The organism is Reyranella sp. (assembly GCF_965229815.1).
In the GTDB taxonomy this organism is placed as follows: Bacteria; Pseudomonadota; Alphaproteobacteria; order Reyranellales; family Reyranellaceae; genus Reyranella.
The window spans coordinates 2,759,810-2,786,160 of the sequence record NZ_CBDDJN010000006.1 but is presented as its reverse complement, the minus strand read 5'-3'; the positions used below and the strand labels follow the sequence as shown (position 1 = coordinate 2,786,160).

Sequence of the window (26,351 nt, the reverse complement as noted above, 5' to 3'; positions counted from 1 at the left end):
TCGCGACGGGGCAGCCGGCTCAGGCGCCGGCGGCCAGAAGGTCCTCGAGCTTGATCGGGAAGCGCCGCACGCGCACGCCGGTGGCGTGCCAGACCGCGTTGGCGATGGCGCCGGCCGTGCCGGTGATGGCGATCTCGCCCACGCCCTTGATGCCCAGCGGGTTCACGTGGCGGTCCTCCTCGGGCACCAGCAGGGCCTCCAGCGAGGCGATGTCGGCATTGACCGGTACGTGATACTCGGCGAGGTCGGCGTTCAGCACGCGGCCCGACCGGCGATCGATGATGGCATGCTCGTGCAGGGCAAAGGACACGCCCCAGATCATGCCGCCATGGTACTGGCTCTGCACCAGGCGCGGGTTGATCACCCGGCCAGCCGCGAAGGCGCCGACCAGCCGGGTCGTGCGGATCTGGCCGAGCTCGGGATCGACCTTGACCTCGGCGAACACCGCGCCGTGCGCATGCATCGACCATTGCTCCTGGCTGGCGGGGTCGGCGGCGCCGCTGCCGTTCCCCTCGATCCTGTCGACCCCGGCGCGCGCCAGGATGTCGGCATAGGCCTCGCTCCTGGACTCGTCGTCGCGGCGGTGCAGGCGTCCGTCGCGGGCGATCACGCCGGCATTGCCGGCGCCGTACAGTGGCGATCGCCGGTCGCCGGTCGCCAGCGCGGCGAGCTTCGCGATCGCGTCGCCGCCGGCATTGTGGATGGCGAGGCCCGCGGTCGCGGTGTGCGACGAGCCGCCGGCGAGGCCGGCATCGGGCAGGTCGGAGGAGCCGGAGCGGAACTCGACCCGCTCGAGGTCGAGGCCGAGCCCGTCGGCGGCGATCTGCGCCAGCGCCGTCCACGCGCCCTGGCCCATGTCGTGCGCGCCGGTCTCGACCAGCCCGCTGCCGTCGCGGCGGATGACGGCGCGCGCATGTCCCTGGAACATGAAGGCGGGGAAGATCGCGGTGCCGACGCCCCAGCCGACCAGGAACCCGTCATCGTCCCGCATCTGGCGCGGCGGCTGCGGCCGGCCCGCCCAGCCGAAGCGCTCGGCGCCTCTTGCATAGCACTCGCGCAGCGCCTTCGAGGAGAAGGGCTTGCCCGAGATCGGCTCGACCTCGGCATAGTTGCGCAGTCGGAAGGCGAGTGGGTCCATGCCGCAGGCGGCGGCCGCCTCGTCGATGGCGCTTTCCAGCGCGATCGATCCGGTGGCTTCGCCGGGCGCCCGCATGAAGGTCGGCGTGGCCGTGTCGAGGCGCACGGCCTGGTAGGCCGTCGCGATCGCCGGGCTGACGTAGAGCGCGTGCGAGATGCCGGCGGCCGGCTCGTAGAAGTCGTCGTACGTGCTGGTCGTCACCGTCGCACGATGCTCCAGCGCGCTCAGCGAACCGTCCTTCGTCATGCCGAGCCGCAGCCGCTGACGCGTCGGCGAGCGATGGCCGACCGGCCCGTACATCTGGTCGCGGCGCAGCACCAGCTTGACCGGTCGGCCGACCAGCCTGGCCGCCAGGATGCCCAGCACCTGCGGGCCCGAGGCGAATCCCTTCGAGCCGAAACCGCCGCCGAGGAACGGGCTGCGGATATGAATGTTCTCCGGTGCCAAGCCCAGCAGCCCGGCCAGCCGGCCGCGCGCCAGCTCGAGCCCCTGGCTCGGCATGTCGAGCGAGAGCTGGTCGCCGTCCCAGGTCGCCACGACCGCGTGCGGCTCGATGGCGTTGTGGTACTGCGTCGGCGTGTCGTAGGTCGCCTCCACGCGCGTGGCCGCCGCCGCCAGGCCCGCCGCCACGTCGCCGTGGTGGACCTCGGCCGGCATGCCCATGCCGACCGCCGGCGGGACGTAGGGCTCGCTGTCACCGAAGCCGACGCGCGCCGGCTCGGCCGCATAGCGCGGCGCCAGCAGCGCGGCCCCTTCGGTCGCCGCCTCCAGGCTCTCGGCGATCACCACGGCGATCGCCTGGTTGGGATACCGCACCCGGTCGTCCTGCAGCAGCTCGAGCTTGAACATGAACGGATCGTTCTTGGCGTCGGGGTCGAGCGCCAGCGGCGGCCGGTTGGCCGGCGTCATGACTTCGACGACGCCGGGATGGGCCTTGGCCGCCGCGACGTCGAGCGCCGTCACGCGACCGCGCGCGATCGTGCTGACGGCGATGACGGCATGCAGCAGTCCGGGCGGATGATGGTCGGCCGCGTAGCGCGCCTGCCCGGTGACCTTGAGGAAGCCGTCGCGGCGCGTCAGCGGCTGGCCGATGCTGGAGCCGTGGCGGACGTGCGGCGACGACGCGGGCAGGGCGGCGGGCGTAGGGGCAAGGGTCACGAGACAGCTCCGGGGTGGGAGGAGAAGGGCGAGCCGGGCAGCGCCGGCAGGCGCTGCGGCGTGCCGCGTGCGGCCAGCGACAGGGCGCGCGCGACGAGGCGGCGGGCCAGCTCGATCTTGAAGCCGTTGTCGCCGGACGGCCGGGCATCGGCGAGCGCCGCCTCGGCGGCGCGGCGGAAGGCGGCCGGCCCGGGGCTGGCGCCGGCCAGGTCCTGCTCGGCGGCGCGGGCGCGCCACGGCTTGGCCGCGACGCCGCCCAGCGCCAGCCGCGCCGCGCGGATGGTGCCGTCCTCGATGTCGAGCGCCGCCGCCGCCGAGACGACGGCAAAGGCATAGGACGTCCGCTCGCGCAGCTTGAGATAGCGGGCGTGGCTTGCGAAGGCAGCGGCACTCGCCGGAAGGTGCAGACCCGTCACCAGCTCGCCGGGGGCCAGCCCGGTCTCGCGCGCCGGCGCATCGCCGGGCAGGCGGTGGAGCGCCTCGAGCGCGATCTCGCGCCTTCCGTCGCGTCCCTCGATCTCGACGGCGGCATCGAGCGCCACCAGCGGCACGCAGAAGTCGGACGGGTGCACGGCGATGCAGGACGGGCTCCAGCCGAGCACGGCGTGCAGCCGGTTCTCGCCCTCGAGCGCGTCGCATCCGGAGCCCGGGTCGCGCCGGTTGCAGGCACTGGCCGGGTCGTAGAAGTAGGCGCAGCGCGTCTTCTGCATCAGGTTGCCGCCGACGGTGGCGGCGTTGCGCAGTTGCGCCGACGCGCCGGACAGAAGCGCCTCGGCGACGGCCGGGAAGGCCCGGAAGAAGGCGGCGTCGTGTGCGAGGTCGGCGTTGCGCACCAGTGCGCCGATCCTGAACCCGCCGTCGGCGAGGCGTTCGATCCGGTCGAGGCCGGCGAGGCGGGTGATGTCGACCAGCCGCCCGGGGCGTGCGGCGCCGGTCTTCATCAGGTCGAGGAGATTGGTGCCGGAGGCAAGGAAGGCAGCGCCGGGCGATGCCATGGCGGCGATGGCCTCGGCGACGGTCGTCGGCCGGACATAGTCGAAGCTCTTCATGCTGCGCTCCTGCGGCTGCCCTCGGCCAGTTTCTTCTGCGCGTCGAGCACGGCCTCGACGATTCCCGCATAGGCCGAGCAGCGGCAGAGATTGCCGCTCATCGCCTCGCGGATCCGCTCGGGGTCGCTGCCGGCCTGGCCCTCGGCGATCAGGCCGAGCGCGCTCATGATCTGGCCCGGCGTGCAGAAGCCGCACTGGAAGCCGTCATGCTCGATGAAGGCCGCCTGCACCGGATGCAGGCGCTCGCCCTCGGCGACACCTTCGATCGTCTTGATCTCCGCACCGTCGTGGCTGACGGCCAGCGCCAGGCAGGCGTTGACCCGCCGTCCGTCGACCAGGATCGTGCAGGCGCCGCACTGGCCGCGATCGCATCCCTTCTTGGTGCCCGTGAGATCGAGTCGCTCGCGCAGCAGGTCGAGAAGGGTGACGCGCGGATCGTCGAGCACGACGTTCCGCTTCACGCCATTCACCGTTAGTGTGAGGGGGAATGACACGTTGTAGCTCCCATCGGTGTTGGTGGTGTCGCAGGGGCAAGGACGGCCCCGCGGTGGCCCGATCCGGAAAATATGTGGAGGCACCCTCCGTTTTCAAGGGCGGCTCGGGGACCTCGTCGTGAAGGCCGTGCGAAAAGAGAAAGCGGCGCGCAAGCCGCGGGCGGATTCGGTCCGCAACCGGGAGCGGCTGCTCAAGGCCGCCGCCCGGGTGCTGGGCGCCGGCGGCCCGGAGGCCAGCCTCGAAGCGGTGGCCCGGCGCGCCGGAGTGGGAATCGGCACGCTCTACCGGCATTTCCCGACCCGGGACGCGCTGTTCGAGGCCGTCTACCGGCACGAGGTCGAGGAACTCGCGGCTCTCGCCGAGAGCCTGGCGAAAGAGGTGCCGCCTGTCGATGCCCTGCGGCGATGGATACGGGCGATCGTGCAACTGGTTGCCACCAAGAAGGGCATGCTGGCGGCGCTGGCGCTGGTCGCCGACGGCCGCTCCGATCTCTGGGCCTATTCCTCGCAGCGCCTGTCCGGCGCGGTCGGCACGATCCTGGCGCGGGCGGCCGCGGCGGGGCAGGTCCGCCGTGACGTCAGGCCGGAGGACCTGCTCCATGCGCTGATCGGTCTCTGCTACGCCTACGACCGGCCGGACTGGCAGGAGACGGTACTGCGGCTGGCCGATGTGTTCGTCGACGGGCTGCTGGTGAAGGGCCAGGCGACGCAGGGCGCGTGAGGTTGACGCTCCGGGCTGCCTCGGCTACCCCCTCGCACCCCTGCCGGAAACCGCCGAAGTGCCTGATTCCACCGTCCTTCCCGCTGCCGACGCCCGCCTGGCCGGCCATCCCGCCGGCCTCAGGCGCACGTTCGCGATCATCTCGCATCCGGACGCCGGCAAGACGACGCTGACCGAGAAGCTGCTGCTGTTCGGCGGCGCCATCCACGTCGCTGGCGCGGTGAAGGCGCGCGGCGAGGCCCGGCGCGCGCGGTCGGACTGGATGAAGATCGAGCAGCAGCGCGGCATCTCGGTCACCACCTCGGTGATGCATTTCGAGTATGGCGGCGCCGTCTTCAACCTGCTCGACACGCCGGGCCACGAGGACTTCTCCGAGGACACCTACCGCACCCTGACCGCCGTCGATTCGGCGGTGATGGTGATCGACGCCGCCAAGGGCATCGAGGCGCGCACGCGCAAGCTGTTCGAGATCTGCCGCCTGCGCGACGTGCCGATCGTCACCTTCATCAACAAGATGGATCGTGAAGCCAAGGACCCGATCGAGCTCCTCGACGAGATTGCCTCGACCCTGGCGCTCGACGTCGCGCCCATGACCTGGCCGACCGGCTCGGGCCAGGCCTTCAAGGGCACCTACGACCTCGCGCGCAACCGCATGCTGGTGTTCGATTCGAAGGACCGCGACCGCATCGGCGAAGTGATCGAGAACTACACGATCGACGATCCGCGGCTGGCCGAGGAGGTCGAGCTGGTGCGGGCGGGCTACCCGGCGTTCGACCTCGACTCGTATCGCGCCGGGCATCTGTCGCCGGTGTTCTTCGGCAGCGCGTACAACAATTTCGGCGTCCGCGAGCTGCTCGACGCGCTGGCCGCCTGGGCGCCGCCGCCGCGGCCGCAGCCGGCCGAGCCGCGCGCCATCGAGCCGACCGAGCCCAAGGTGGCGGGCTTCGTGTTCAAGGTCCAGGCCAACATGGACCCCAACCACCGCGACCGCATCGCCTTCCTGCGCCTGTGCAGCGGCAAGTTCCGCCGCGGGATGAAGCTTACCCAGATGGGCACCGGCAAGACCCTGTCCGTGAACTCGCCGATCCTGTTCTTCGCCCGCGAGCGCGAGATCGTCGACGAGGCCTGGCCGGGCGACATCATCGGCGTGCCCAACCACGGCGTGCTGCGCGTCGGCGACACGCTGACCGAGGGCGAGACGGTGAAGATCACCGGCATCCCCAACTTCGCGCCCGAGATCCTGCGCCGCGTGCGGCTGGAGGACCCGATGAAGTCCAAGCAGCTCCGCCGCGCGCTCGACGACCTGGCGGAGGAGGGCGTCACCCAGGTGTTCCGCCGGGTCATCGGCGGCGACCATATCGTGGGCGTGGTCGGCGAGCTGCAGCTCGACGTGCTGAAGACCCGCGTCGAGGCCGAGTACCAGGTCAAGATCGACCTCGAGCCGGCGCCCTTCGAGACGGCGCGCTGGATCTCCGCCGAGAGCAAGGCCGACCTCGAGGCCTTCATGGCCGCCAACCGCGGCGGCATGTCCGAGGACCGCGACGGCTCGCCCGTCTTCCTGGCGCGCAACGCCTGGGAGCTTGGCTACATCGCCGAGAAGTCGCCGAAGATTAAGTTCTCCGACATCCGCGAACGCTCCTGACTTCTTTTCATGTTCCTCTCCCCCTTTGGGGGAGAGGAACATGAAGGCGAAGTCCCCTCTCAAAAGACCATTGCTTCGAGGGCTTGGACCAGCTTGGCGATATCGGCGGCGTAGAACCCCGAAGCATTCAGTGTGTTGACCTCCAGAACGCGGGGTCGACTCGACGATAGGCACAGGTCGAGCACGTAGGCGCGGTTCGGCTGCCAGCTCCCCGCCGCGAACTTGCTGGCGTAGTCGATGACCTCGTCATCGATGCGTCCTTGCATCAGGACCTGATGCTGATCGTCGCCGCGCTTGTACAACGAACTCGTGACGACCCGGCCGTCCACGATCCAGCATCGATATTCATGGGCGATGTCCTTGATCGGGGCGATGATGATCTCGGTATCGGGCAGCACGAACGCGCCGGGATCGTTGAGCGCCATGACCTTCGCGTGCCAGCTCATGAACTCTTCCCGGCTGTAGGTCTGACCAGCAAATGCCTTTGAGTCTATCGTCGGCCGAACGAAGAATTCGTCCATGATGTGCCTCGGCGCATCCTCGAACCGACACACCCGTGCCGAGGCGTTCAGAAGGTCGTCGCCCCACCGGGCCAGGTAGTCGTCGTGCGTGATATGTCCAACATCGAAGCAGCCCGGAATCCAACCTTTCGCCTTCGCGGCGTGACGCATCGAGTATGAGCCCATCACGATCACGTTTCCTTCGGGGTTCACATCCGGACGCAGTTCGCCAACGATTGGAACGACGTCGTGATAGCTGTGCGGAATGCCCCAGCGCGGCAGCAATTCCCGCAAGGTTCGATCCCCGCCGCTCTCTCGCATCTTGTCCTGAACGACCCAGTACATCGAACTCGCCTGCTTGACTTGGTCATTGGCCCCGATGATCTGGGAGAAGAGCATGAATCATGACCGCGCCACGATGGAAGTCCCGGGTTAGGCGTTCATTGCCGCAGGTGCAGCAATCATGTTCCTCTCTCCCCTAGGGGAAAGGCTAGGCGTGGGGGCGAACCGCGAAGGTTTCCTCCTGCATCCCCCCTCTGGCCGGCTCATATCTGTCGTCCTGAGCGAAGCGAAGGACCTCATCGCCGCCAGTTCAACAACTGGCATGAGATCCTTCGCTTCGCTCAGGATGACAAGAGCGGGCCCGGTGCCCCGCGGTCCGACGAGACTAGCTCTTCTTCGCCGTCACCGGTTCGGTGACCCGGGCGGCCCTGAGCTCGGCCAGCTCGGCGGCCTTCAGGCCGAGCAGGTCGGTCAGCACCTTTTCGGTATGCTGGCCCAGCGTCGGCGCCGGGCTGCGGATCTCGGGCCTGCCGCCGGCGTGCAGGCGGATGGCGGAGATCGGCACACGGGTGCGGCCGCGGCGCGGGTGATCGACGTCGACCCAGTAGCCGCGCGCCTCGAGGTGCGGGTCGGTCGACACTTCGCGGGCCGTCTTCACCGGCGCGCAGGGCACGTGGGCGTCGTTCAGGAGCCGCACCACCTCGTCCTTGGTGCGCCCGATCGTCCAGGCGCCGACGATGTCGTCGATCGCGGCCATGTTCCTCGCCCGCGCCACGGTGTTGCCGAATTCGGGATCGCTCGCCAGCTCGGGGCGGCCCAGCATGGCGCACATCGAATGCCAGTGGCGCTCGGCCGCCGTGAAGATCGCGACGTAGCCGTCGCTGCAGGGATAGGTGTTGTAGGGCGCCATGGCGAGCGCGGGATGGCGGTTGCCGGTGCGGTCGGGAACGCCGGTGTCGCCGTCCATCACCGCGCCCATCGCCGAGGCGAGCGCCGTGACGGCCGCCTCGTGCATGGCGACCTCGACCCTCTGGCCCTGCCCGGTGCGCTCGCGCTGGACCAGCGCCCCCAGGATGCCGGCGCAGAGATGGATGCCGGCCAGGAAGTCGCAGACCGCCGCGCCCGCCTTGGTCGGCGGCCCGTCGGCGTCGCCGGTCGCGTTGGTGATGCCGCTCATCGCCTGGATGGTGACGTCCATGGCGGCGAGGTCGCGATAGGGTCCGTCGAGGCCGAAGCCCGAGCTGCCGCCATAGACCAGGCGGGGATTGAGCTTGCGCAGGGTCTCGTAGCCCAGGCCCAGCCGGTCCATGACGCCGGCGGCGAAGTTCTCGATCAGCACGTCGGCCTTCGCGACCAGCTCGAGGAACAGTTCCTTGCCGCGCGGCTGCTTGAGGTCGAGGACCACCGACTCCTTGTTCGAGTTCAGCATGACCAGCGGCCACGGCTCGACCTCGCGCTTGCGCCGGCGCACCACGTCGCCTTCCGGCGGCTCGATCTTGAGCACGCGGGCGCCCATGAAGCCCAGCTGCAGGCCGCAATAGGGACCGTTGTAGATCTGCCCCAGATCGAGGACGAGCATGCCGTCGAGCGGGCGGCGGATGGTCATACGTCTTCCTTTCCTGTCGTCCTGAGCGCAGCGAAGGACCTCATGCCATTTCGACCGGCATGGCGTTGGCGGGCGCCATGAGATCCTTCGCTGCGCTCAGGATGACACTTTACGCTGGTTGAGGGTGCACCTTCCGCCAGTGCCGGGCGATGTCGACGCGACGCGTCACCCAGACACGGGGCTGGTCGGCGAGCCAGTCCAGCACCCGGGCGAGCCCGAGCGCGCGGCCGGGATGGCCGATGATGCGGTTGTGCAGCCCGAAGCTCAGCATGCACGGCGGATCCTCCTCCAGCACGCACTGCACGGCATTCCTGATGTAGGCGAGATACTCGTCGCCCGAGGTCATGCCCTGGCGCTGGAAGCGCACGTCATTGTGGGTGATGGAGTAGGGGACGATCAGCTGGGTGCGGCTTCCCACCTTCAGCCAGTAGGGGAGCTCGTCGTCGTAGGAATCGCTGTCGTACTCGTAGCCGGCGTCGAGCAGCAGGTTGCGCGTCTGCATCGACGGCGCATAGCGGCTGTACCAGCCGGCCGGCCGCGTGCCGATGGTACGCGTGATGCTCTCCGTCGCCAGCTCGATCTGCTTCCTCTCGTGGTCCGGCGCCATGGTGGCGTGCATTTCCCACCGGTAGCCGTGGCCCGCGACGTCCCAGCCCGCCTCGCGCATGGCGGCGCAGGCTTCGGGATTGCGTTCGAGCGCGCGGGCGATGGCGAACACGGTGCAGGGCAGGTTGCGCCGCGTGAACATGCGATGGAGCCGCCAGAAGCCGGCGCGGCTGCCGTACTCGAACATGCTCTCCGCGCCGAGGTCGCGGCCGGCGAAGGTGGCGGTCGACCCTTCGGTCAGGGCGGCCTCCGAGGCCGGGTCGCCGTCGGGCACGGACCGTTCGCCACCCTCCTCGTAATTGATGACGAAGTTGACCGCGACATGCGCGCCGCCCGGCCAGCGCGGGTCGGGCGGATGGCGTCCGTAGCCCACGAAGTCGCGAACGCGGCCGGCCTCTTCATCGGTCATGCACTGTGCCTCCTGCCCGACTGTAACCCGATGGCGCGGACAATGGGCTGGCGAAGCGCGTGCGAAAGGTTGTTTCGTCTGCCGGACGGAATGGATCGAGGGGCCGGACTGGGCCGAACGGCCCCTATCGCAGGCCCTTCCTCAGGCGGGCGACCGGATCGGCCCGCAGGGCGATCGCCAGGAAGCGCCCCGCGAGGAAGCCCGCGCAGACGGCGCCGCCGATCGCGACCAGGCCGGGCTGAAGCAGGGGGTGCCGCAGCGCGGCCGAGATGAAGTCGGTGGACGTGAGCGCGAGCAACATGAGCGCCGCGACGAGATTGTCGGCCGTCTGGGCGGCGCGGATCGACCGGGCGGCAGGGAGGATTTCCATCGACAGCATCTGTCCACGCACACGCCCGAGAATGAAGCCCACGATCGCGCCGATGACCCACAGGCCGTCGCTGACGAAGCCGGCATCGAACACGCCAGCGAGCAGGATCAAGGCGACGACAACCGCCAGTGCCGGTGGAAGAGCGAGGCGGGATACGCTCTGCACCCGCCCGGTCGTCTGGCTGGCGATCATCGACAGGCAGATGATTGCGGACAGGAGGCTGATGACATTCGTCAGGCTGAGCGGTGCGATCATGGCTGCCGGGTTCAAGGACGGATGACGCGCGGACGGCGGACGCTGCAAGTCATGTTCTTCCGACTTCCCGCCGACGCGGGCAAGAGCCTTCAACGACGCAGCGCGAGATTCGCACCATGTGTCATCGCGCGACAGTCCGCGTGCAATTCTCTGCCTCAAGCTCTAGGGTCCGGCCCGTGTCGAACGACCCCAATGGTCCGGACCCTCGGGCGACGCCGGGCTGGCTGCAACGCCTCCACGAGGAGGAGCTTTCCGGCTTCGCCTTCGCCTTCAAGGCGCGCGTGCTGGCGCTCGGCGTGGTCTTCATCTGGGTGGTGCTGTCCTCGTCGTGGGGGCGGCTGCCCTTCCTGCTGGCCGCCATCGCCGTCTTCTTCCTGGTCGGCTGGCTGGGCTACGCGACGCGCAACAGCCGTCACATGCTGGCGATCCAGGGCGTCTGCGCCGTCGTCGACGTGGCGATCATCGTGCTGGCGACCCACTATCCCGAGACGAACTGGTACGACTGGGCGCTCCAGTCCTGGCTGCGGCGCTCCGCCTTCCTCTACCTCGCGGCCTATGTCGCGGCGAGCGCACTCACCTTCTCGGTCAGGGTCGTGCTGGTGGCCGGCGCCGCCTCTTTCGTGGGCCAGCTCGCCTCCTTCGGCTTCGTGCTGCACTCGGCCGAGCATGTCGATTCCTTCCGCGGCTTCACCGCGCCCGACGCGCTGTCGCTGCTGCGGCAGCTCACCGAGGTGCAGGGCATCGACCCGCTGCTGTTCATGGTCAACCAGCTCGTGCTGCTGGCCATCACCACCGGGCTGATCGCTGCCGCGATCTGGCGGGCCCGGCGCCATGTCGAGCGCGCCGTGCTGGCCGAGACCGAGCGCGCCAATCTCGGCCGCTACTTCTCGCCCAAGATCGTCGAGCGGCTGGCATCAGACACGCGCGGCCTCGGCGCCGGCCGCGCCCAGGACGCCGCCGTGATGTTCGTCGACGTGATCGGCTCGACGCGGCGGATGGAGGCCGTCACGCCGGAGAGGGTGATCACGGTGATCCGCGCCTTCCACCGGCGCATCGTGCCGGTGGTCTTCCAGCACGACGGCTCGATCGACAAGTTCCTGGGCGACGGGCTGATGGCCGTCTTCGGCGCGCCCGAGAAGGCGCCCTATGCGGCGCGCGACGCGCTGTTCTGCGCCGTCGAGATCCTCGACATGATCGACCAGTGGAAGGACGAGCGCATCGACCTCGGCAAGGCCGCGACCACGGTCGGCATCGGCCTGCACTGGGGACCGGTCATCCAGGGCAATGTCGGCATCGCCGATCGGCTCGAGTTCACGACGCTCGGCGACACGGTGAACGTCGCCAGCCGGCTGGAGAACATGACCCGCGAATTCCACGCCGGCATCCTGCTGAGCCGCGAGGCGCTCGACGAGGCGGAGCGCTCCAATCCCCTGCCGGACGAGATCAGGGCGCGCTGCCGCGATCTCGGCCTGCAGCCCATCGTCGGCCACGAAGCGCCGATCCACATCATCGCCATCGACCGGAGACCTTCGCCATGAGCACCACCGTCGTCCACATCGATCCCGGCCCGCGGCTGAGCGAGGCCACGGTCCACGACGGTCGCCTGTACCTCTCGGGCATGATCCCGGAGGACACCTCGCTCGATCTCGCGGGTCAGGTGAAGCAGGCCCTGGCCGAGATCGACTCGCTGCTGGCCAGGGGCGGCAGCGACAAGACCAAGATCCTGTCGGCCGTGATCTGGCTGGCCGACATCGCCGACTTCGCGGCCATGAACGCAGTCTGGGACGCCTGGGTCGTGCCCGGCCAGACTCCGGCCCGCGCCACCGTCCAGGCCCGGCTGAACGATCCGAAGATGAAGGTCGAGATCATGGTGGTGGCCGCGATCTAGGGCCCCGGGGGGCCGGGCGGGGGGGCGCTGGCTCGTCCGGCCAAAGGGGGATCGCGGCTGACCTCAAGGCACCTGGCTGACGTCGAGCGTCTCGCCCTCGGCCTCCAGCCATTGCTGGAGAGCCCAGACCTGTTCGACCGCGAGCGGTCGGGGAACCTCGACATCGAGCCGATCGGGAGCGAAATGGACGGTCGCGCCGTCCAGGCCATGGCTCCCCGCGAACGCATCCAGCCGGCACTGGATGGCCGCCCGATCCTCCTCGGTCCACAAGTGCCCGGCGGGCATGAACGCCCAGTTGAAGGCCCGCCCAACCGTCGTTCCGCCCCCTGTCTGCCTGACAGTCATCTCCGGCCGGTCGACCGGCGGCGCCGAGCGCAGGAGACGCGATGCCGCCTTGAGCGCAGCGGCGAGCTCGTCCCGGGTCATGTCGTCGATCGGCCGGCCCATCCAGATCTCGTCGGTGCCCATGCTCCTCGTCCTTGAATGCACGAAAACGGTCTTCCGGACGGAAGACCGTCGACGGCGATTTGGTCGATGGTGGCGGCCTTTCAAGTGACCCTGCCAGACGACGGTCCCACCGTTCCGGCGCAGCGTCTCGAACCTGGCTTCAGTAACCGGAATGGCGCCTCCGACGTGAGTTCCCGGCGGCGCCTAAAAATTTTGTGGCAGAACCTTGAAGCCCCCAGAACGGATTTCTAGATCGCCTTCTGCCCCGGCGGCGACCGCCGTCGAGGCACACATGACCATTGTTCTGCACCAGGAGGATTTGCATGCATCTCCGCCCGCTGCACGACCGTGTCGTCGTGCGCCGACTCGAGGCCGACGAGAAGACGGCCGGCGGCATCATCATCCCCGACACGGCCAGGGAGAAGCCGATGGAAGGCGAAGTCGTCGCCGTCGGCCCCGGCGCGCGCAACGAACACGGCCAGCTCATCGCCATGGACTTGAAGGCCGGCGACCGCATCCTGTTCGGCAAGTGGTCGGGCACCGAGGTCAAGATCGACGGCGAGGAGCTTCTCATCATGAAGGAAAGCGACGTGATGGGCGTGCTCGACAAGAAGCCTGCCCTTCGCCGCGCCGCTTGAGTCTCTCCAACCAGTTACGCATCCCGTACCCGAGAAAGGAGGCAAGGGTCAGATGTCAGCCAAGGAAGTGAAGTTCTCGACGGAAGCGCGCGACAGGATGCTGCGCGGCGTCGACATCCTCGCCAATGCGGTCAAGGTCACGCTCGGCCCCAAGGGGCGCAATGTCGTGATCGAGAAAAGCTTCGGCGCGCCGCGCATCACCAAGGACGGCGTCACGGTCGCCAAGGAGATCGAGCTCGCCGACAAGTTCGAGAACATGGGCGCCCAGATGGTGCGCGAGGTCGCGAGCAAGACCAACGATCTGGCTGGCGACGGCACCACGACCGCGACGGTCCTCGCCCAGGCCATCGTCCGGGAAGGCGCCCGATCGGTGGCCGCCGGCATGAATCCGATGGACCTCAAGCGCGGCATCGATCTCGCTGTCTCCGCGGTCGTCGAGGACCTCAGGACTCACGCGCGCAAGGTGACCAGGAACGACGAGATTGCCCAGGTCGGCACCATATCCGCCAACGGCGACGCCGAGATCGGCCGCCAGCTCGCCGAGGCGATGGCCAAGGTGGGCAATGACGGCGTGATCACCGTCGAGGAGGCCAAGAGCCTCGCGACCGAGCTGGAAGTAGTGGAGGGGATGCAGTTCGACCGCGGATTCGTGTCGCCCTATTTCGTCACCAACCCCGACAGGATGCGGGTCGAGCTCGAAGACCCCTATGTGCTGATCCATGAGAAGAAGCTCACCGGATTGCAGGCCATGCTGCCCGTGCTGGAGGCGGTCGTGCAGACAGGGAAGCCGCTGCTGATCGTTGCCGAGGAGATCGAAGGCGAGGCGCTGGCGACGCTGGTGGTCAACAAGCTGCGCGGCGGACTCAAGGTCGCGGCGGTCAAGGCACCGGGTTTCGGCGATCGCCGGAAGGCCATGCTGGAGGACATCGCCATTCTGACCGGGGGAACCTGCATCTCCGAGGATCTCGGGATCAAGCTCGAGAACGTCTCGCTCGAGATGCTGGGTCGGGCCAAGAAGGCGATGATCGACAAGGACAACACCACGATCGTGCAGGGCGCCGGGGCCAGGAAGGACATCGACGGCCGTGTCGCGCAGATCAAGGCGCAGATCGAGGAGACCACTTCCGACTACGACCGCGAGAAGCTGCAGGAGCGGCTGGCCAAGCTCGCCGGCGGCGTCGCGGTCATCCGCGTCGGCGGCGCCACGGAAGTCGAGGTCAAGGAAAGGAAGGATCGCGTCGACGACGCGCTGCACGCCACTCGCGCGGCCGTCGAGGAAGGAATCCTGCCGGGCGGTGGCGTGGCGCTGCTGCGCGCCACCAAGGCGCTCGACAAGGTCCGTACGGCCAACGACGACCAGCGCGCCGGCGTCGAGATCGTGCGCCGCGCCATCCAGGTGCCGGCGCGGCAGATCGCGGTCAATGCCGGCGAGGACGGCTCGCTGGTCGTCGGCAAGCTGCTCGATCGGAACGAGTACGGCTGGGGCTACAACGCGGCCATTGGCGAGTATCAGGACATGGTCGCGGCGGGCGTGATCGACCCGGCGAAGGTGGTGCGCACTGCACTGCAGGATGCCGCATCCGTTGCGTCGCTGTTGATCACCACGGAAGCCCTGGTCGCCGACGCTCCCAGGCCCGAGGACAAGGGCGGGGTGGCGGGCGGCGCAGCCGGCTCGGCCTTCTGAGCACGAGGGGAGGCGGCAGCGGGGGACGGGAGGGAGCCTTCACGGGGGCTCCCTCCGCTTCCGTGCCGACGCGCGCATGCATCTGTTCGCAGGTTTGGCGGCCATCTTCGTGGCGGCTGCGCTCATCGTCCTCGCCGGCGCCCAGGCCTTGCAGGCCTGGCAGACGACGACGGTCACGTCGTTGCCGATCGTCGCTCCCGCCGCGGCCGAATCGTCCTACTGGTATGGCCGACCGCAATGACGGCGGTCCGATGCAGGGGACTTGACGGCCGACGGCGCCTTCCTAGATCGACATCGGCGAGCCCGCGGGGGCTCGCCTCGCAAGGCCGGCCGCCCTGCGGGGGCCGGTCGCAAACCATCGCTCAAGAGGAGGATGACAATGCGTACCGACTTCGATTTCGCTCCCTACTATCGCGCCACGGTCGGCTTCGACCGCATCTTCGACATGCTGGACTCGATGGCAGCCCAGCCCGCCCACAGCGGCTATCCGCCCTACAACATCGAGAAGTCCGGCGATGATGCGTGGTGCATCGTGATGGCGGTTGCCGGCTTCACCGAAGCCGAGCTCAACGTCACTCAGAAGGAGGACGAGCTTCTGGTGACCGGCAAGGGCCAGCCGAGCCGCGACAACGGCGCCGCGTACCTCTATCGCGGTATCGGCGGCCGGGACTTCGAGCGGCGCTTCCAGCTCGCCGACCACGTCAAGGTGACGGGAGCGCGGCTGCTCAACGGGCTTCTGACCATCGACCTGCAGCGCGAGCTGCCCGAGGAGAAGAAGCCGCGGCCGATCCGGATCGAGGCGCAGGCAGCCCCACGCACCATCATTCAGCAATAGCTCCCGCTCCTGGCCGGGCGCCGACGGCGGCGTCCGGCTGCTTCCTTCGCCGCATTTCCAAGAGGAGGTGAGATATGACTTTCGCGTCTGCCGCTTCCACGATGGGCAGTAGGTGGAACCGGCAATTCTCCTGGGCAGGGGACGCCCTCCAGGTCCAGCCATCGCCCTGCGGCAGGGTCCCGCCTGCGTGGGCTCGCGCCGCGCTTGCTGCCGCGGACCTGCCGCGTGGCAAGATCCTGGTCGTCTCGGACGAGGCGATGATGGCGCTCGAACTGCAGCAAGTGCTGCTCGAAGCCTGCTTCCGGGTCATCGGCCCGGCGGTGGCTCTCGCCGACATCCAGCGGCTGATCGAGCGCGGACCGCTCGACTGCGCCATCGTCGATCTCGATATCGACAGACGGTTTCCGCTGCCGGCGTCGGACTTGCTGGCATTGGCGGACGTGCCCTTCGTGATGCTCACGCCGGATCCCTGGCGGGAGGTACCCGAGCGGCACAGAAATCGTCCAATCGTCGAAAAGCCGGTCGACCGCGCCCGGCTGATTGCGGCGGTCGAGAGGGCGATGCGCCGGAGCGGCAAGCGCCTGCCGGCCAACGACAATCCCCGGCAATGGCAGGCAACGGAGACGCCGCAGCCGCCCATGCAGTCTGCATCCTGAGCGGGGAGGCTCGTCTGGCGGCGAGCGGGAACACCTGTCCGCCGCTACGGCGAGGGGCGCTGGCTCGTCGGCGCCGGACCGCCCGGCGCCTCCGTCGGCCTGGCCGGCCGATCCCTCAGGACATAGGCCGCGACCGCCAGGATCACGATGCACAGTCCCAGGAGCATGCCGCGGATTTCCTTGCTCATCTCCCCTCCATTCTCTCAGTGTAGGGCCGAGGTTTGTTCGGTTCCACCGCCCGGGAAACTGCCCTATGGTCGGCGCCGTTTTCGCTGGAGGAGAGATACATGAGCATCAAGCGCGTCAACGCCGGTCCCCGCATGTCGAGCGCGGTGGTCCACGGCAACACGGTCTATCTCGCCGGCCTCACCGCCGACGACACCAAGGCCGACGTCAAGGGCCAGACCAAGCAGATCCTCGACAAGATCGACCACTTCCTGAAGGAAGCCGGCACCGACAAGTCGAAGATCCTGTCGGCCAACATCTGGCTGACCGACATCGGCACCTGGAGCCAGATGAACGAGGTGTGGGACGCCTGGGTGTCGCCCGGCAACACACCGGCCCGCGCGACCGTGGAGGCCAAGCTCGCCAATCCGGCGCTCAAGGTCGAGATCATGGTCCAGGCCGCCCTCTGAGGCCGCTGGCCTGCAAGCGGAAGGGCCGGCGATCGCCGGCCCTTTTTGCGTTCGAGAGGGCCCTGCGGGTGTGACGTCGGGCCGACTCTCGCGCATGCTGGGCCTGCTCGTGCGGGCGGCGCGGCGGGAGGGGCAGACGCCATGAAGACGATCAGCGGCCGATGGAGCGCGGCGCCAGGGGCGGTCACGCTCATCGACGCGCACCATCACCTGTGGGACCTCGAGGCCAATCGCTACCCGTTCCTCAGCGACCAGCCGGAGCCTCATTTCTTCCTGGGGCCGTACGACGCGCTGCGGCGGGACTATCTGCCGGCGGACTATCTGCGGGATTGCGAGGCGCACAACGTCCTGACGACGGTGCATTGCGAGGCCGAGATGGACCGCTCCCGCCAGGTCGCCGAGACCGAGTGGCTGACCGGGATCAGCGCGCGTTTCGGCTTTCCCGGCGCCATCGTCGCGCACGCCTGGTTCCACACCGCCGATGCCGAGGAGATCATCGCCGCGCAGGCGCAGTTCCCGCTCGTGCGGGGAATCCGGTCCAAGCCCGTGACGGCGCTTCGCCCCGATGCCGCGACCCCCGGGGCGCCGGGAACCATGCAGGACGACGACTGGCTGCGCGGCTTCGCGCTGCTCGAGAAGTACGGCCTGTCGTGGGACCTGCGCGTGCCGTTCTGGCATCTCGTCGAAGCTGCCGCGGTGGCGCGGCAGTTCCCGCGCGTGCCGATCGTGCTGAACCATACCGGCTTTCCCTGGGATCGCAGCGAGGAAGGGCTCGCGGCGTGGCGGCGGGCCATGGAAGTGCTGGCCCGCGAGCCCAATGTCCACGTGAAGGTTTCGGAGTTCGGCCTCAAGGACAGCGCCTGGGAGTACGAGTCCAACCGCCGCGTCGTGACGGACGCGATCGCGATCTTCGGCATCGAGCGATGCATGTTCGCGAGCAACTTCCCGGTGGCCGGCCTCAGGATCGACTACGACACGCTCGTCCGCTCGCTCGACCGGATGCTCGGCGATCGATCACCGGCCGATCGGGACCGCTTCTTCTGGAAGAATGCCGCCGCGTTCTATCGACTCGACGTGTGAGAGGGCGATGCCGGGCGCAGGGTGCCGGCAGTGCCGGCATCTCTCCGCGGGCCTGTGCGGTGCGAAAAAAGCTAAGATAATAACAATAGTTATTATTGCCCGATCATGTCATACTGCCGACCGGAAACTCCTCGTGGAGCTTCAATTGATCGGCCCCATGATCTTGCCCGGGTTCATGATGTTGTCCGGGTCGAGCGCCTTCTTGATCGAGCGCATGAGCGACATCGCCTCGCCATGCTCCTCGTAGAGGAACTTGATCTTGCCGATGCCCACGCCGTGCTCGCCGGTGCAGGTGCCGCCCAGCGCCAGGGCGCGCGCCACCATGCGGTCGTTCAGCCCCTCGGCGCGGCCGAGGTAGGTCGGGTCGTCGGGATTGACCATCATGGTGAGATGGAAGTTGCCGTCGCCGACATGGCCGACGATGGGCGCATAGAGGCCGCTCGCCACGATGTCCTTCTGCGTTTCGAGGATGCATTCGGCCAGCCGCGAGATCGGCACGCAGACGTCGGTCGCCCACATGCCCCAGCCGGGCTTGGCCGCCTTGGCGGCCCACGCCGCGTCGTGGCGGGCCTGCCACATCTTGCTGCGCTCCTCGGCCTGGCTGGTCCAGGCGAAGTGGCCGCCGCCATTCTCCTCGGCCAGCGCCTGCACCATCTCGGCCTGCTCCCGGGTGCCGGCCTCGGTGCCGTGGAACTCCAGCATCAGCGTGCTCTTCAGCGGCAGGTCGAGCTTGGAATACTTGTTCACCGTGTCGACCGTCTCGGTGTCCATCAGCTCGATGCGCGCCACCGGGATGCCCGACTGGATGGTCTGGATGACGGTGTTGACCGCGCCCTCGAGCGTGTCGAAGGCGCAGGTCGCCGACACCATCGATTCGGGGATGCCGTAGAGGCGGAGCGTGATCTCGGTGATGATGCCGAGCGTGCCCTCCGATCCCACGAACAGCTTCACGAGGTCGTAGCCCGCACTCGACTTGCGCGAGCGGCGGCCGAGTCGCATCAGCCGGCCGTCGGCGGTGACGACCTGCAGCGACAGGACGTTCTCGCGCATGGTGCCGTAACGCACGGCATTGGTACCCGAGGCGCGGGTGCTGGTCATGCCGCCGATCGAGGCGTCGGCGCCGGGGTCGATCGGGAAGAACAGGCCGGTGGCGCGGATGTACTCGTTGAGCTGCTTGCGGGTGACACCCGGCTGCACGACCACGTCGAGATCGGCCTCGTTGACCGCCAGCACCTTGTTCATGCGGCTGAGATCGAGCGAGATGCCGCCGTTGGGCGCGCTGATATGGCCTTCCAGCGACGTGCCCGTCCCGAAGGCGATGATCGGCGTCTTGTGCCGGGCGCAGAGCTGCACGACCTGCTGCACCTCCTCGGCGGACTCCACGAAGACCACGGCGTCGGGCAGATGCGCCTCGTGGAAGGAAATGTCCTTGCCGTGCTGCTCGCGCACGGCCGGGGCGGTGCTCAGCCGGTCACCGAAAATCTGCTTCAGCTCGGCGATGGTGACGTCGACCTGGGGAGGCTTTGCCTGGGCCGCGACGGCCATGTCGGTTCTCCTAGAGCGGCTTGCGATTAATCGGGACCGCCCGCGCGCTCCCGATTTATCGGAAACGCATCAAGTCGGACAGGCCTCGCCTTCGGCATCGAGCGTCCGGCCGATTCCGACCGAACGCTCGATGCTCTGGATTAGGCTGTTTGGATACGCTCAAATGCCGCGAAAGCCAACCGAGGGAACGCTCATGCGTGATGTCTATGTGATCGGCGCCTACACGACGGCCTTCAAGAAGCACCCCGGCATGAGCTTCGGCGACCTCGCCCGCGAGGCCTATCTCGGCACCCTGGCCGATGCCGGCATGAAGACCGGTGCCGATATCGAGGCCGGCTGGATGGGCAATTGCGGCATGGGCTTCTGGGGCCAGAACTCGATCCGTGCCCAAGCGCTCTTTCAGCCCCTCGTCGAGGAGGGCCTGTTCCCCGAGCGGGTCCCCATGTTCAACGTCGAGAATGCCTGCGCCACCGCCTCGACCGCCTTCATGGGCGCCTGGAAGGACGTGCTGGCCGGCACCCACGAGCTGTCGTTCGCCATCGGCATCGAGAAGCTGTTCAGCCCCGACGCGCCCGAGCGGACCGCCGGCCTGTTCAATCAGGGCTACATTACCAGCCAGCACGACCGGCTGGTCGAGGAGATGAACCGCGTCGGCGAGATGGTGGGCTCGAAGTTCGCGCCGGGCGACGACCGCACGATCTTCATGGACACCTATGCCATGCAGGCCAAGTGGCACATGTGGAAGTACGGCACGACGCAGGAGCAGATCGCCGCCGGCGCCGCCAAGAACCACAATTACGGCGCACTGAACGACAAGGCCCAGTACCGCTTCCAGATGACCACCGAATCGGTGCTGCAGGACCGCCCCGTCTCCTATCCGCTGACCCGCGCCATGTGCGCGCCGATCGGCGACGGCGCGGCGGCGGCGCTGCTCTGCTCGAAGGACTATCTGGAGAAATTGCCGGCGGCGGTGCGCGAGCGCGCCGTGCGAATCGCCGGCGTCGGCTTCGCCGGCGGCAAGTACCGGAAGCTCGACGAGCCCGGTCTGACCCGCGCCGCCTCGGACAAGGCCTACAGGATGGCCGGGCTGGGACCGCAGGACATCGACGTCGCCGAGGTCCACGACGCCACCAGCTTCTGCGAGATCTACCAGTGCGAGATGCTGCGCTTCTGCCCGGAGGGCGAGGGCGGCCGCTTCGTCGAATCGGGCGCCACGGGGCCGGGCGGCACGCTGCCGGTCAACACCTCGGGCGGGCTCGTGTCCAAGGGCCATCCGGTCGGCGCCACCGGTCTTTCCATGCTGGCCGAGCTGGCGACCCAGCTGCGCGGCGAGGCCGGGCCGCGCCAGGTCGAGGGTGCGGAGATCGCCCTGGCCGAGAATGGCGGCGGCGTCATCGGCATGGAGGAGGCCGTCGCCTCGGTCGTGATCCTGCAGAAGGGTTGAAAAAGAGCCGCGCCGGTCGCGCGGTGTCGGGACGGCGGGACACGGGTTGAAAACCGCCGCGAGAGTCCAACATTGGAGAGCCAGAGAATGACCATCCGCTTCGACAATCGAGTCGCCATCGTCACGGGCGCCGGCAACGGCCTCGGCCGCGCCCATGCGCTGCTGCTGGCCAGCCGCGGCGCCAAGGTGGTGGTGAACGATCCCGGCGGGGCGGTGGACGGAAAGGGCGGTGGGCACGCCGCGGCCGACAAGGTCGTCGACGAGATCAAGGCGGCCGGCGGCGTCGCGGTGGCGAACTACGATTCGGTCGCCGAACCGGCCAGCGCCGCCAACATCGTGAAGACCGCCGTCGATTCCTTCGGCACGCTCGACATCGTCGTCAACAATGCCGGCGTGCTGCGCGACAAGACCTTCCACAACATGACGATCGAGGATTTCGATTTCGTCGTGAAGGTGCACTTCCTCGGCACCGCCTACGTGACCCATGCGGCCTGGCCGATCCTGCGCGCCAAGGCCTATGGCCGCGTCGTCGTCACCTCGTCGAACTCGGGCATCTACGGCACGTTCGGCCAGGCCAATTACGGCGGCGCCAAGCTCGCGGTCGTGGGCTTCATGAACTCGCTCCGGCTGGAGGGCCAGAAGTACAACGTGCTGGTCAACGCGCTGGCGCCGGTCGCCGGCACCCGCATGACGGAGAGCCTGTTGACGCCGGAGGTCCTGGAGAAGATCAGGCCCGAGTACGTCTCGCCCATGGTCGCCTATCTCTGCTCCGAGCAGTGCCAGCGCACCGGCGAGATCTGGAGCGCCGGCGCCGGCTTCTTCGCGCGCATCGAGTATCGCGAGGCGCCGGGCGTGCGCATCGAAGGCCGGGCGCCGACGCCGGAGGACGTGGCGGAAAACATCGACCGGATCGCCGACCTCTCGAACAGCAAGGTCTATCGGACCTCGACGGAAGAGGTGGCGGCGGTGGTGGGCTCCTGAACGCCGGCCTGTCCGTGGGCGACCGGCTGGCGCCGGTCGCCGAGTGGCTGGCGCGCGACGGCCGGCTGGTGCGCCGTCCGGCTTCCTTCCTCGAGCAGCTGATGCAGCGCATCCAGGCGGTCGGCATCCCGGTCTGGCGGGCCTATATCGGCCTGCAGCTCATCCATCCCCAGCTCCAGGCCATGGGCTTCATGTGGCGGCGCGGCGAGCCGGTGCAGGAGATCGCCCGGCGCTACGGCATCCAGTTCACGCCGGCCTATATCGGCAGCCCCATGCAGGCGGCGCGCGAGCAGGGCAAGACGGTGCGGCATCGCCTCGACGAGATCACCGACGCCGACCACATCGTGCTGCACGAGCTCAAGGCCGAGGGCGGCATCGACTATCTCGCCATGCCGATGCGCATCCGCCGCGACGGGCCGGTGCCGGTCATGACCTTCGCCACCGACAGTCGGCCGGGCTTCACCGACGAGGACGTGGCCGACCTCGCGCGGCTGGTCGACCTGATCGGCGCCATCGTCGAGATGCACATCGAGCACAGCGTCGCCGAGACGGTGGCCAACACCTATCTCGGCCATCAGGTCGGGAATCGCGTGCTGAACGGCATGATCCGCCGTGGCGAGGGTGAGGAGATCAACGCCGTCCTGTGGTTCTCCGACCTGCGCGACTTCACCGGCATGAACGAGCGCATGCCGGCCGGCGAGATGCTCGACCTGCTGAACAACTACCTCCAGCTCGTGGGCGATGCGCTGGCGGCCAACGGCGGCGAGATCCTGAAGTTCATCGGCGACGGCGTGATGGCCTATTTCCCCGCCGAGGATGCGCTGTTCCTGCCGATCGTCACCGGCCAGGCGGTGGCGGCCGCCCGGCGGCTGATCGGCGACGTCGCCGCCGCCAACGAGGCGCGCGCCGCCGCCGGCCGCGAGCCGGTGCGCTTCGGCGTCGGCCTGCATGTCGGGCCGGTCACCTTCGGCAATGTCGGCACCGAGGACCGGCTCGACTTCACGGTCATCGGTCCGGCCGTGAACCGGGCCTCGCGGCTCGAGGGCCTGACCAAGGCGCTGGGCGTGCCGGTCTGCGCCTCGGCCGAGTTCAACGACGCCTGCATGGTGTCCCTGAAGTCGCTGGGCAAGCATCGCCTGCGCGGCATTCCCCAGCCCGCCGAGATCTTCACCCTGCCGGACTGACCGCGCCGGCGCGGATGCTCAGACCAGGACCTTCCAGCCCTCGACCCAGCCCAGCGCCTCCTCGTCGGGGAGCGGCTGGGTCGAGGCGTCGACCTCCAGACGGTCGCCGAGCCGGCGCGCGCCGCAGAGCTCGAAGACCTTGTCCATCTTCTTGCCGCCGCCGCAGAACGTGTCCTGGTAGGTCATGTCGCCCAGCGCGATCACGCCGTAGCGATGGCCCGAGAGGTCCGGGCGCTCGCGCTCCAGCGTCTCGGCCAGCGGCAGGATGTTGGTCGGGATGTCGCCCGAGCCGTGGGTGGCGCAGACCACCAGCAGCACCTCGTGGCTCACCAGGTCGGCGGCGGCGACCGCCGTCTCGCTGACGTCGACCGTGTGTCCCGCCTGCTCGAGCACCGGCTTCAGCGCATCGGCCACCATCTGGGCATTGCCCGATTCGGTGCCGACGAGGATCAGGATCTTGGCCATGGAATCTTTCGATACGGGAGGGCGTGCCGCGATGCGACGCGACCGGATGGCGCGGCCGGCGCCCGGCATGTAAGTCTCCCGCATGGACAGAACACCCGTCATCGCCGTCCTCGAGAGCGGCATCCTCACCCTTGTCCTGAACCGCCCGGCCCGGCTGAACGCCATGAGCAACGGGCTGATCGAGGCGATGAACCGCGAGCTGGCGCGCGCCCGCGACGACGCCGACATCCGCGCCGTGCTGCTGACGGGCACCGGCCGCGGTTTCTGTGCCGGGGCCGACCTGGCGGGCGGCGGCACGGTCGATTCGAAGGCGGCCGAGCCGCCCGATCTCGGCGCCAACATGGACCGCATCTTCAATCCCATGATCCGCGCCATGCGCGAGCTGCCCAAGCCGATCGTCTGCGCCGTCAACGGCGTGGCGGCGGGCGGCGGCGCCAACCTGGCGCTGGCCTGCGACATCGTCCTGGCGGCCCGCTCGGCCCGCTTCGACCAGGCCTTCGTGCGCATCTCGCTGATCCCCGATCTCGGCGGCACCTGGTTCCTGCCGCACACGGTGGGCGACGCCCGCGCCCGTGCGCTCGCCATGCTGGGTGCCCCGGTGCCGGCCGAGGAGGCCGAGCGCATGGGGATGATCTGGCGTGCCGTCGACGATGCCGCGCTGATGGACGAGGCCCTCAAGATCGCGCGCCAGCTGGCGGCGGGGCCGACGCTTTCCTATGCTGCGATCAAGAAGGCGATCGGCGCCGCCGCCACCAACACGCTCGACCAGCAGCTCGACCTCGAGCGCGACAGCCAGCGTGCGCTCGGCCGCAGCGCCGACTTCCGCGAAGGCGTCGCCGCCTTCCTCGCCAAGCGTCCGCCCGCCTTCAAGGGATGCTGAGCCGATGAGCTATTCCACGATCCTGGTGGCCCGCGACGACGGGCTGGCGACGCTCACCCTGAACGCGCCGGACAAGCTGAACGCCGTCTCGCGCCGCATGATCGCCGAGCTCAAGGACTGCTGGGAGGCCCTGGCCGCCGACTCCCAGGTGCGGGCCGTTCTGCTGACCGGCGCCGGCCGCGGCTTCTGCGCCGGCGCGGACCTGAGCGATCCCGACCGCGGCAGCGGCGAGGCGTCGGATTCCGGCTCGGCCCTCGAGAAGTTCTTCAATCCGGTAATCCGGCTGATGCGCGCCATGCCCAAGCCGATCGTGGCGGCGGTCAACGGTCCGGCGGCCGGCGTCGGCATGAGCTTCGCGCTCGCCGCCGACATCGCGATCGCCGCGAAATCGGCGAGCTTCCTGCAGGCCTTCGCCCGCATCGGCCTGCTGCCCGACGGCGGCAGCACCTGGTTCCTGCCGCGGCTGGTGGGCGAGCAGCGGGCGCGCGCGCTCGCCATGCTGGCGCCGAAGATCGACGCCCAGCAGGCCCGCGACTGGGGCCTGATCTGGGACGTGGTCGACGACGATGCGCTGATGGCGACCGCCACCGAGGTGGCGCGCCGGCTGGCCGACGGGCCGACCCTGTCGCTCGCCCGCATCAAGGAGGCCATGAACCGCGCCGCCGGCCAGCCGCTCGACCGCCAGCTCGACCTCGAGCGCGATTTCCAGCGCGAGCTCGGCCGCAGCGAGGATTTCAGGGAAGGCGTCGCGGCCTTCCTCGCCAAGCGCAAGCCCGCCTTCAAGGGCCGATAGACGCAACGAAAGCAGGGGAGGAGACCCGCATGACCACGCCGCACAAGGAGATCACCTCGGGCCTGCGCTTCCCCGAAGGCCCGGTGGCCATGCCCGACGGCTCGGTGATCCTGGTCGAGATCGCGCGTCAGACGCTGACCCGCGTCATGCCCGACGGCAAGCAGCACGTGATCGCCACGCTGGGCGGCGGCCCGAACGGCGCCGCGATGGGCCCCAAGGGCAGGATCTACGTGACCAACAATGGCGGCTTCAACTGGATCGAGCGCCCGGACGGCCGTCTGTTCCCGGGCACCCAGCCGGACGACTACAAGGGCGGCTCCATCCAGGTGGTCGATCCGGAGACCGGCAAGTTCGAGACGCTCTACGATTCCTGCGACGGCAAGAAGCTGAATGGTCCCAACGACCTGGTGTTCGACGACGCCGGCGGCTTCTGGTTCACCGACCTCGGCAAGACGCGCGAGCGGGACAGCGACCGCGGCGCGGTCTACTACGCCAAGGCGGACGGCTCGAAGATCGAGGAGAAGATCTTTCCGCTCGAGCGGCCCAACGGCTGCGGCCTGTCGCCCGACGGCAAGACGCTCTACGTCGTCGAGACGCCGACGGCGCGCTGCTGGGCCTTCGACCTGTCGGCGCCGGGTGAGATCAAGTCGGCCAACGGTCCCTATCGCGGCGAGAAGGGCCGGGTGATCGCGGGACTCGGCGGCTACCAGATGTTCGACTCGCTCGCGGTCGATTCGGCCGGTCACATCTGTGTCGCCACGCTGATCACCGGCGCGGTCTCCGACATCTCGCCCGACGGCCAGTCGGTGACGCAGTTCAAGCTGCCCGACCCGATGGTCACCAACGTCTGCTTCGGCGGCAAGGATCTGCGCACGGCCTTCGCCACCCTGTCGATGACCGGCAAGCTGGTCAGCTTCGAGTGGCCGCGGCCCGGGCTGAAGCTCGAGTACCTGAACAAGTAGCCCG

The 26,351-nt window shown here is 68.8% G+C and carries 28 protein-coding genes; 17 read left to right on the top strand and 11 right to left on the bottom strand.

Annotation, left to right across the window (positions count from 1 at the left end):
* Positions 1-19 precede the first annotated feature (19 nt).
* From ACO073_RS24730 to ACO073_RS24720, 3 genes are read right to left on the bottom strand one after another with little or no spacing between them, the layout of a single operon-like run.
* On the bottom strand, positions 20-2,296 hold the full coding sequence (locus tag ACO073_RS24730; protein ID WP_422001206.1) for a xanthine dehydrogenase family protein molybdopterin-binding subunit: 2,277 nt from the start codon (positions 2,294-2,296) through the stop codon (positions 20-22).
* A complete protein-coding gene (locus tag ACO073_RS24725; RefSeq protein WP_422001204.1) occupies positions 2,293-3,345 on the bottom strand; it encodes an FAD binding domain-containing protein in 1,053 nt (350 codons plus the stop codon). The genes ACO073_RS24730 and ACO073_RS24725 overlap by 4 nt, the downstream gene beginning before the upstream one ends.
* Complete coding sequence (locus ACO073_RS24720) at positions 3,342-3,839, bottom strand: (2Fe-2S)-binding protein (RefSeq protein WP_422001202.1); 498 nt, start codon at positions 3,837-3,839, stop codon at positions 3,342-3,344. The genes ACO073_RS24725 and ACO073_RS24720 overlap by 4 nt, the downstream gene beginning before the upstream one ends.
* A 118-nt stretch (positions 3,840-3,957) precedes the next feature.
* Here ACO073_RS24720 and ACO073_RS24715 point away from each other — a divergent pair, with 118 nt between their 5' ends.
* Complete coding sequence (locus ACO073_RS24715) at positions 3,958-4,560, top strand: TetR/AcrR family transcriptional regulator (RefSeq protein WP_422001200.1); 603 nt, start codon at positions 3,958-3,960, stop codon at positions 4,558-4,560.
* Between the two features lie 58 nt (positions 4,561-4,618).
* The gene (locus tag ACO073_RS24710) at positions 4,619-6,202 is read left to right on the top strand and encodes a peptide chain release factor 3 (RefSeq protein WP_422001198.1); all 1,584 of its coding nucleotides are present in this window, start codon (positions 4,619-4,621) and stop codon (positions 6,200-6,202) included.
* 59 nt (positions 6,203-6,261) lie between these two features.
* Here ACO073_RS24710 and ACO073_RS24705 read toward each other — a convergent pair whose 3' ends face one another.
* From ACO073_RS24705 to ACO073_RS24690, 4 genes are all read right to left on the bottom strand, one after another.
* Positions 6,262-7,101 (bottom strand): ATP-grasp domain-containing protein, encoded by an 840-nt coding sequence (locus ACO073_RS24705; RefSeq protein ID WP_422001196.1) that lies wholly within the window; start codon positions 7,099-7,101, stop codon positions 6,262-6,264.
* A gap of 268 nt (positions 7,102-7,369) precedes the next feature.
* Complete coding sequence (locus ACO073_RS24700) at positions 7,370-8,590, bottom strand: CaiB/BaiF CoA transferase family protein (protein ID WP_422001194.1); 1,221 nt, start codon at positions 8,588-8,590, stop codon at positions 7,370-7,372.
* Positions 8,591-8,699: 109 nt separating this feature from the next.
* Positions 8,700-9,605 carry a polysaccharide deacetylase family protein gene (locus ACO073_RS24695; RefSeq protein WP_422001192.1) on the bottom strand — a complete coding sequence of 302 codons (906 nt, stop codon included), beginning with the start codon at positions 9,603-9,605 and terminating at the stop codon, positions 8,700-8,702.
* A gap of 124 nt (positions 9,606-9,729) precedes the next feature.
* Complete coding sequence (locus ACO073_RS24690; RefSeq protein WP_422001190.1) at positions 9,730-10,230, bottom strand: hypothetical protein; 501 nt, start codon at positions 10,228-10,230, stop codon at positions 9,730-9,732.
* Positions 10,231-10,406: 176 nt separating this feature from the next.
* Here ACO073_RS24690 and ACO073_RS24685 point away from each other — a divergent pair, with 176 nt between their 5' ends.
* Positions 10,407-11,768: an adenylate/guanylate cyclase domain-containing protein gene (locus ACO073_RS24685; protein WP_422001188.1), complete on the top strand. Its 1,362-nt coding sequence runs from the start codon at positions 10,407-10,409 to the stop codon at positions 11,766-11,768.
* Positions 11,765-12,118, top strand: coding sequence for a RidA family protein (locus ACO073_RS24680; RefSeq protein ID WP_422001186.1), 354 nt, complete (start codon positions 11,765-11,767; stop codon positions 12,116-12,118). Before ACO073_RS24685 ends, ACO073_RS24680 begins: the two co-directional genes overlap by 4 nt.
* Before the next feature lie 63 nt (positions 12,119-12,181).
* Here the strand turns inward: ACO073_RS24680 and ACO073_RS24675 are convergent, their stop codons facing one another.
* Positions 12,182-12,586, bottom strand: coding sequence for a hypothetical protein (locus ACO073_RS24675; RefSeq protein WP_422001184.1), 405 nt, complete (start codon positions 12,584-12,586; stop codon positions 12,182-12,184).
* Positions 12,587-12,888: 302 nt separating this feature from the next.
* Here ACO073_RS24675 and groES point away from each other — a divergent pair, with 302 nt between their 5' ends.
* From groES to ACO073_RS24650, 5 genes are all read left to right on the top strand, one after another.
* The gene (gene groES / locus ACO073_RS24670; protein WP_422001182.1) at positions 12,889-13,203 is read left to right on the top strand and encodes a co-chaperone GroES; all 315 of its coding nucleotides are present in this window, start codon (positions 12,889-12,891) and stop codon (positions 13,201-13,203) included.
* A gap of 52 nt (positions 13,204-13,255) precedes the next feature.
* Entirely contained in the window at positions 13,256-14,887 is a 1,632-nt protein-coding gene (groL, locus tag ACO073_RS24665) for a chaperonin GroEL (RefSeq protein WP_422001180.1), read from the top strand.
* 76 nt (positions 14,888-14,963) lie between these two features.
* Entirely contained in the window at positions 14,964-15,128 is a 165-nt protein-coding gene (locus ACO073_RS24660; RefSeq protein WP_422001178.1) for a hypothetical protein, read from the top strand.
* A gap of 138 nt (positions 15,129-15,266) precedes the next feature.
* Positions 15,267-15,722 (top strand): Hsp20 family protein, encoded by a 456-nt coding sequence (locus ACO073_RS24655; protein ID WP_422001176.1) that lies wholly within the window; start codon positions 15,267-15,269, stop codon positions 15,720-15,722.
* 260 nt (positions 15,723-15,982) lie between these two features.
* A complete protein-coding gene (locus ACO073_RS24650) occupies positions 15,983-16,378 on the top strand; it encodes a hypothetical protein (protein ID WP_422001174.1) in 396 nt (131 codons plus the stop codon).
* 44 nt (positions 16,379-16,422) lie between these two features.
* On the opposite strand, the gene ACO073_RS24645 is transcribed toward ACO073_RS24650, so the two are convergent.
* A complete protein-coding gene (locus ACO073_RS24645; RefSeq protein ID WP_422001172.1) occupies positions 16,423-16,566 on the bottom strand; it encodes a hypothetical protein in 144 nt (47 codons plus the stop codon).
* 99 nt (positions 16,567-16,665) lie between these two features.
* On the opposite strand from ACO073_RS24645, the gene ACO073_RS24640 reads away from it, so the two are divergent.
* Both ACO073_RS24640 and ACO073_RS24635 read left to right on the top strand, forming a co-directional pair.
* Complete coding sequence (locus ACO073_RS24640; RefSeq protein ID WP_422001171.1) at positions 16,666-17,013, top strand: RidA family protein; 348 nt, start codon at positions 16,666-16,668, stop codon at positions 17,011-17,013.
* A 141-nt stretch (positions 17,014-17,154) separates the two neighbouring features.
* The gene (locus tag ACO073_RS24635) at positions 17,155-18,093 is read left to right on the top strand and encodes an amidohydrolase family protein (RefSeq protein ID WP_422001169.1); all 939 of its coding nucleotides are present in this window, start codon (positions 17,155-17,157) and stop codon (positions 18,091-18,093) included.
* Positions 18,094-18,234: 141 nt separating this feature from the next.
* On the opposite strand, the gene ACO073_RS24630 is transcribed toward ACO073_RS24635, so the two are convergent.
* Positions 18,235-19,638 (bottom strand): FAD-binding oxidoreductase, encoded by a 1,404-nt coding sequence (locus ACO073_RS24630; protein WP_422001167.1) that lies wholly within the window; start codon positions 19,636-19,638, stop codon positions 18,235-18,237.
* Between the two features lie 193 nt (positions 19,639-19,831).
* Between ACO073_RS24630 and ACO073_RS24625 the strand changes: the two genes are divergently transcribed.
* From ACO073_RS24625 to ACO073_RS24615, 3 genes are all read left to right on the top strand, one after another.
* Positions 19,832-21,082: a thiolase family protein gene (locus ACO073_RS24625; protein WP_422001165.1), complete on the top strand. Its 1,251-nt coding sequence runs from the start codon at positions 19,832-19,834 to the stop codon at positions 21,080-21,082.
* Positions 21,083-21,169: 87 nt separating this feature from the next.
* A complete protein-coding gene (locus ACO073_RS24620) occupies positions 21,170-22,063 on the top strand; it encodes an SDR family oxidoreductase (RefSeq protein WP_422001163.1) in 894 nt (297 codons plus the stop codon).
* A 14-nt stretch (positions 22,064-22,077) separates the two neighbouring features.
* Positions 22,078-23,247, top strand: coding sequence for an adenylate/guanylate cyclase domain-containing protein (locus tag ACO073_RS24615; RefSeq protein WP_422001162.1), 1,170 nt, complete (start codon positions 22,078-22,080; stop codon positions 23,245-23,247).
* Positions 23,248-23,265: 18 nt separating this feature from the next.
* On the opposite strand, the gene ACO073_RS24610 is transcribed toward ACO073_RS24615, so the two are convergent.
* Positions 23,266-23,712 (bottom strand): flavodoxin domain-containing protein, encoded by a 447-nt coding sequence (locus tag ACO073_RS24610; protein ID WP_422001160.1) that lies wholly within the window; start codon positions 23,710-23,712, stop codon positions 23,266-23,268.
* 82 nt (positions 23,713-23,794) lie between these two features.
* Between ACO073_RS24610 and ACO073_RS24605 the strand changes: the two genes are divergently transcribed.
* Genes ACO073_RS24605 through ACO073_RS24595 form a run of 3 tightly spaced genes read left to right on the top strand, consistent with a single transcriptional unit; the run spans position 23,795 to position 26,347 of the window.
* Positions 23,795-24,592, top strand: a complete 798-nt coding sequence (locus ACO073_RS24605) for an enoyl-CoA hydratase-related protein (protein WP_422001159.1) — start codon at positions 23,795-23,797, stop codon at positions 24,590-24,592.
* A gap of 4 nt (positions 24,593-24,596) precedes the next feature.
* Positions 24,597-25,385, top strand: coding sequence for a 2-(1,2-epoxy-1,2-dihydrophenyl)acetyl-CoA isomerase PaaG (gene paaG / locus ACO073_RS24600; protein ID WP_422001157.1), 789 nt, complete (start codon positions 24,597-24,599; stop codon positions 25,383-25,385).
* 29 nt (positions 25,386-25,414) lie between these two features.
* The gene (locus ACO073_RS24595; RefSeq protein ID WP_422001156.1) at positions 25,415-26,347 is read left to right on the top strand and encodes an SMP-30/gluconolactonase/LRE family protein; all 933 of its coding nucleotides are present in this window, start codon (positions 25,415-25,417) and stop codon (positions 26,345-26,347) included.
* Positions 26,348-26,351: the final 4 nt, after the last annotated feature.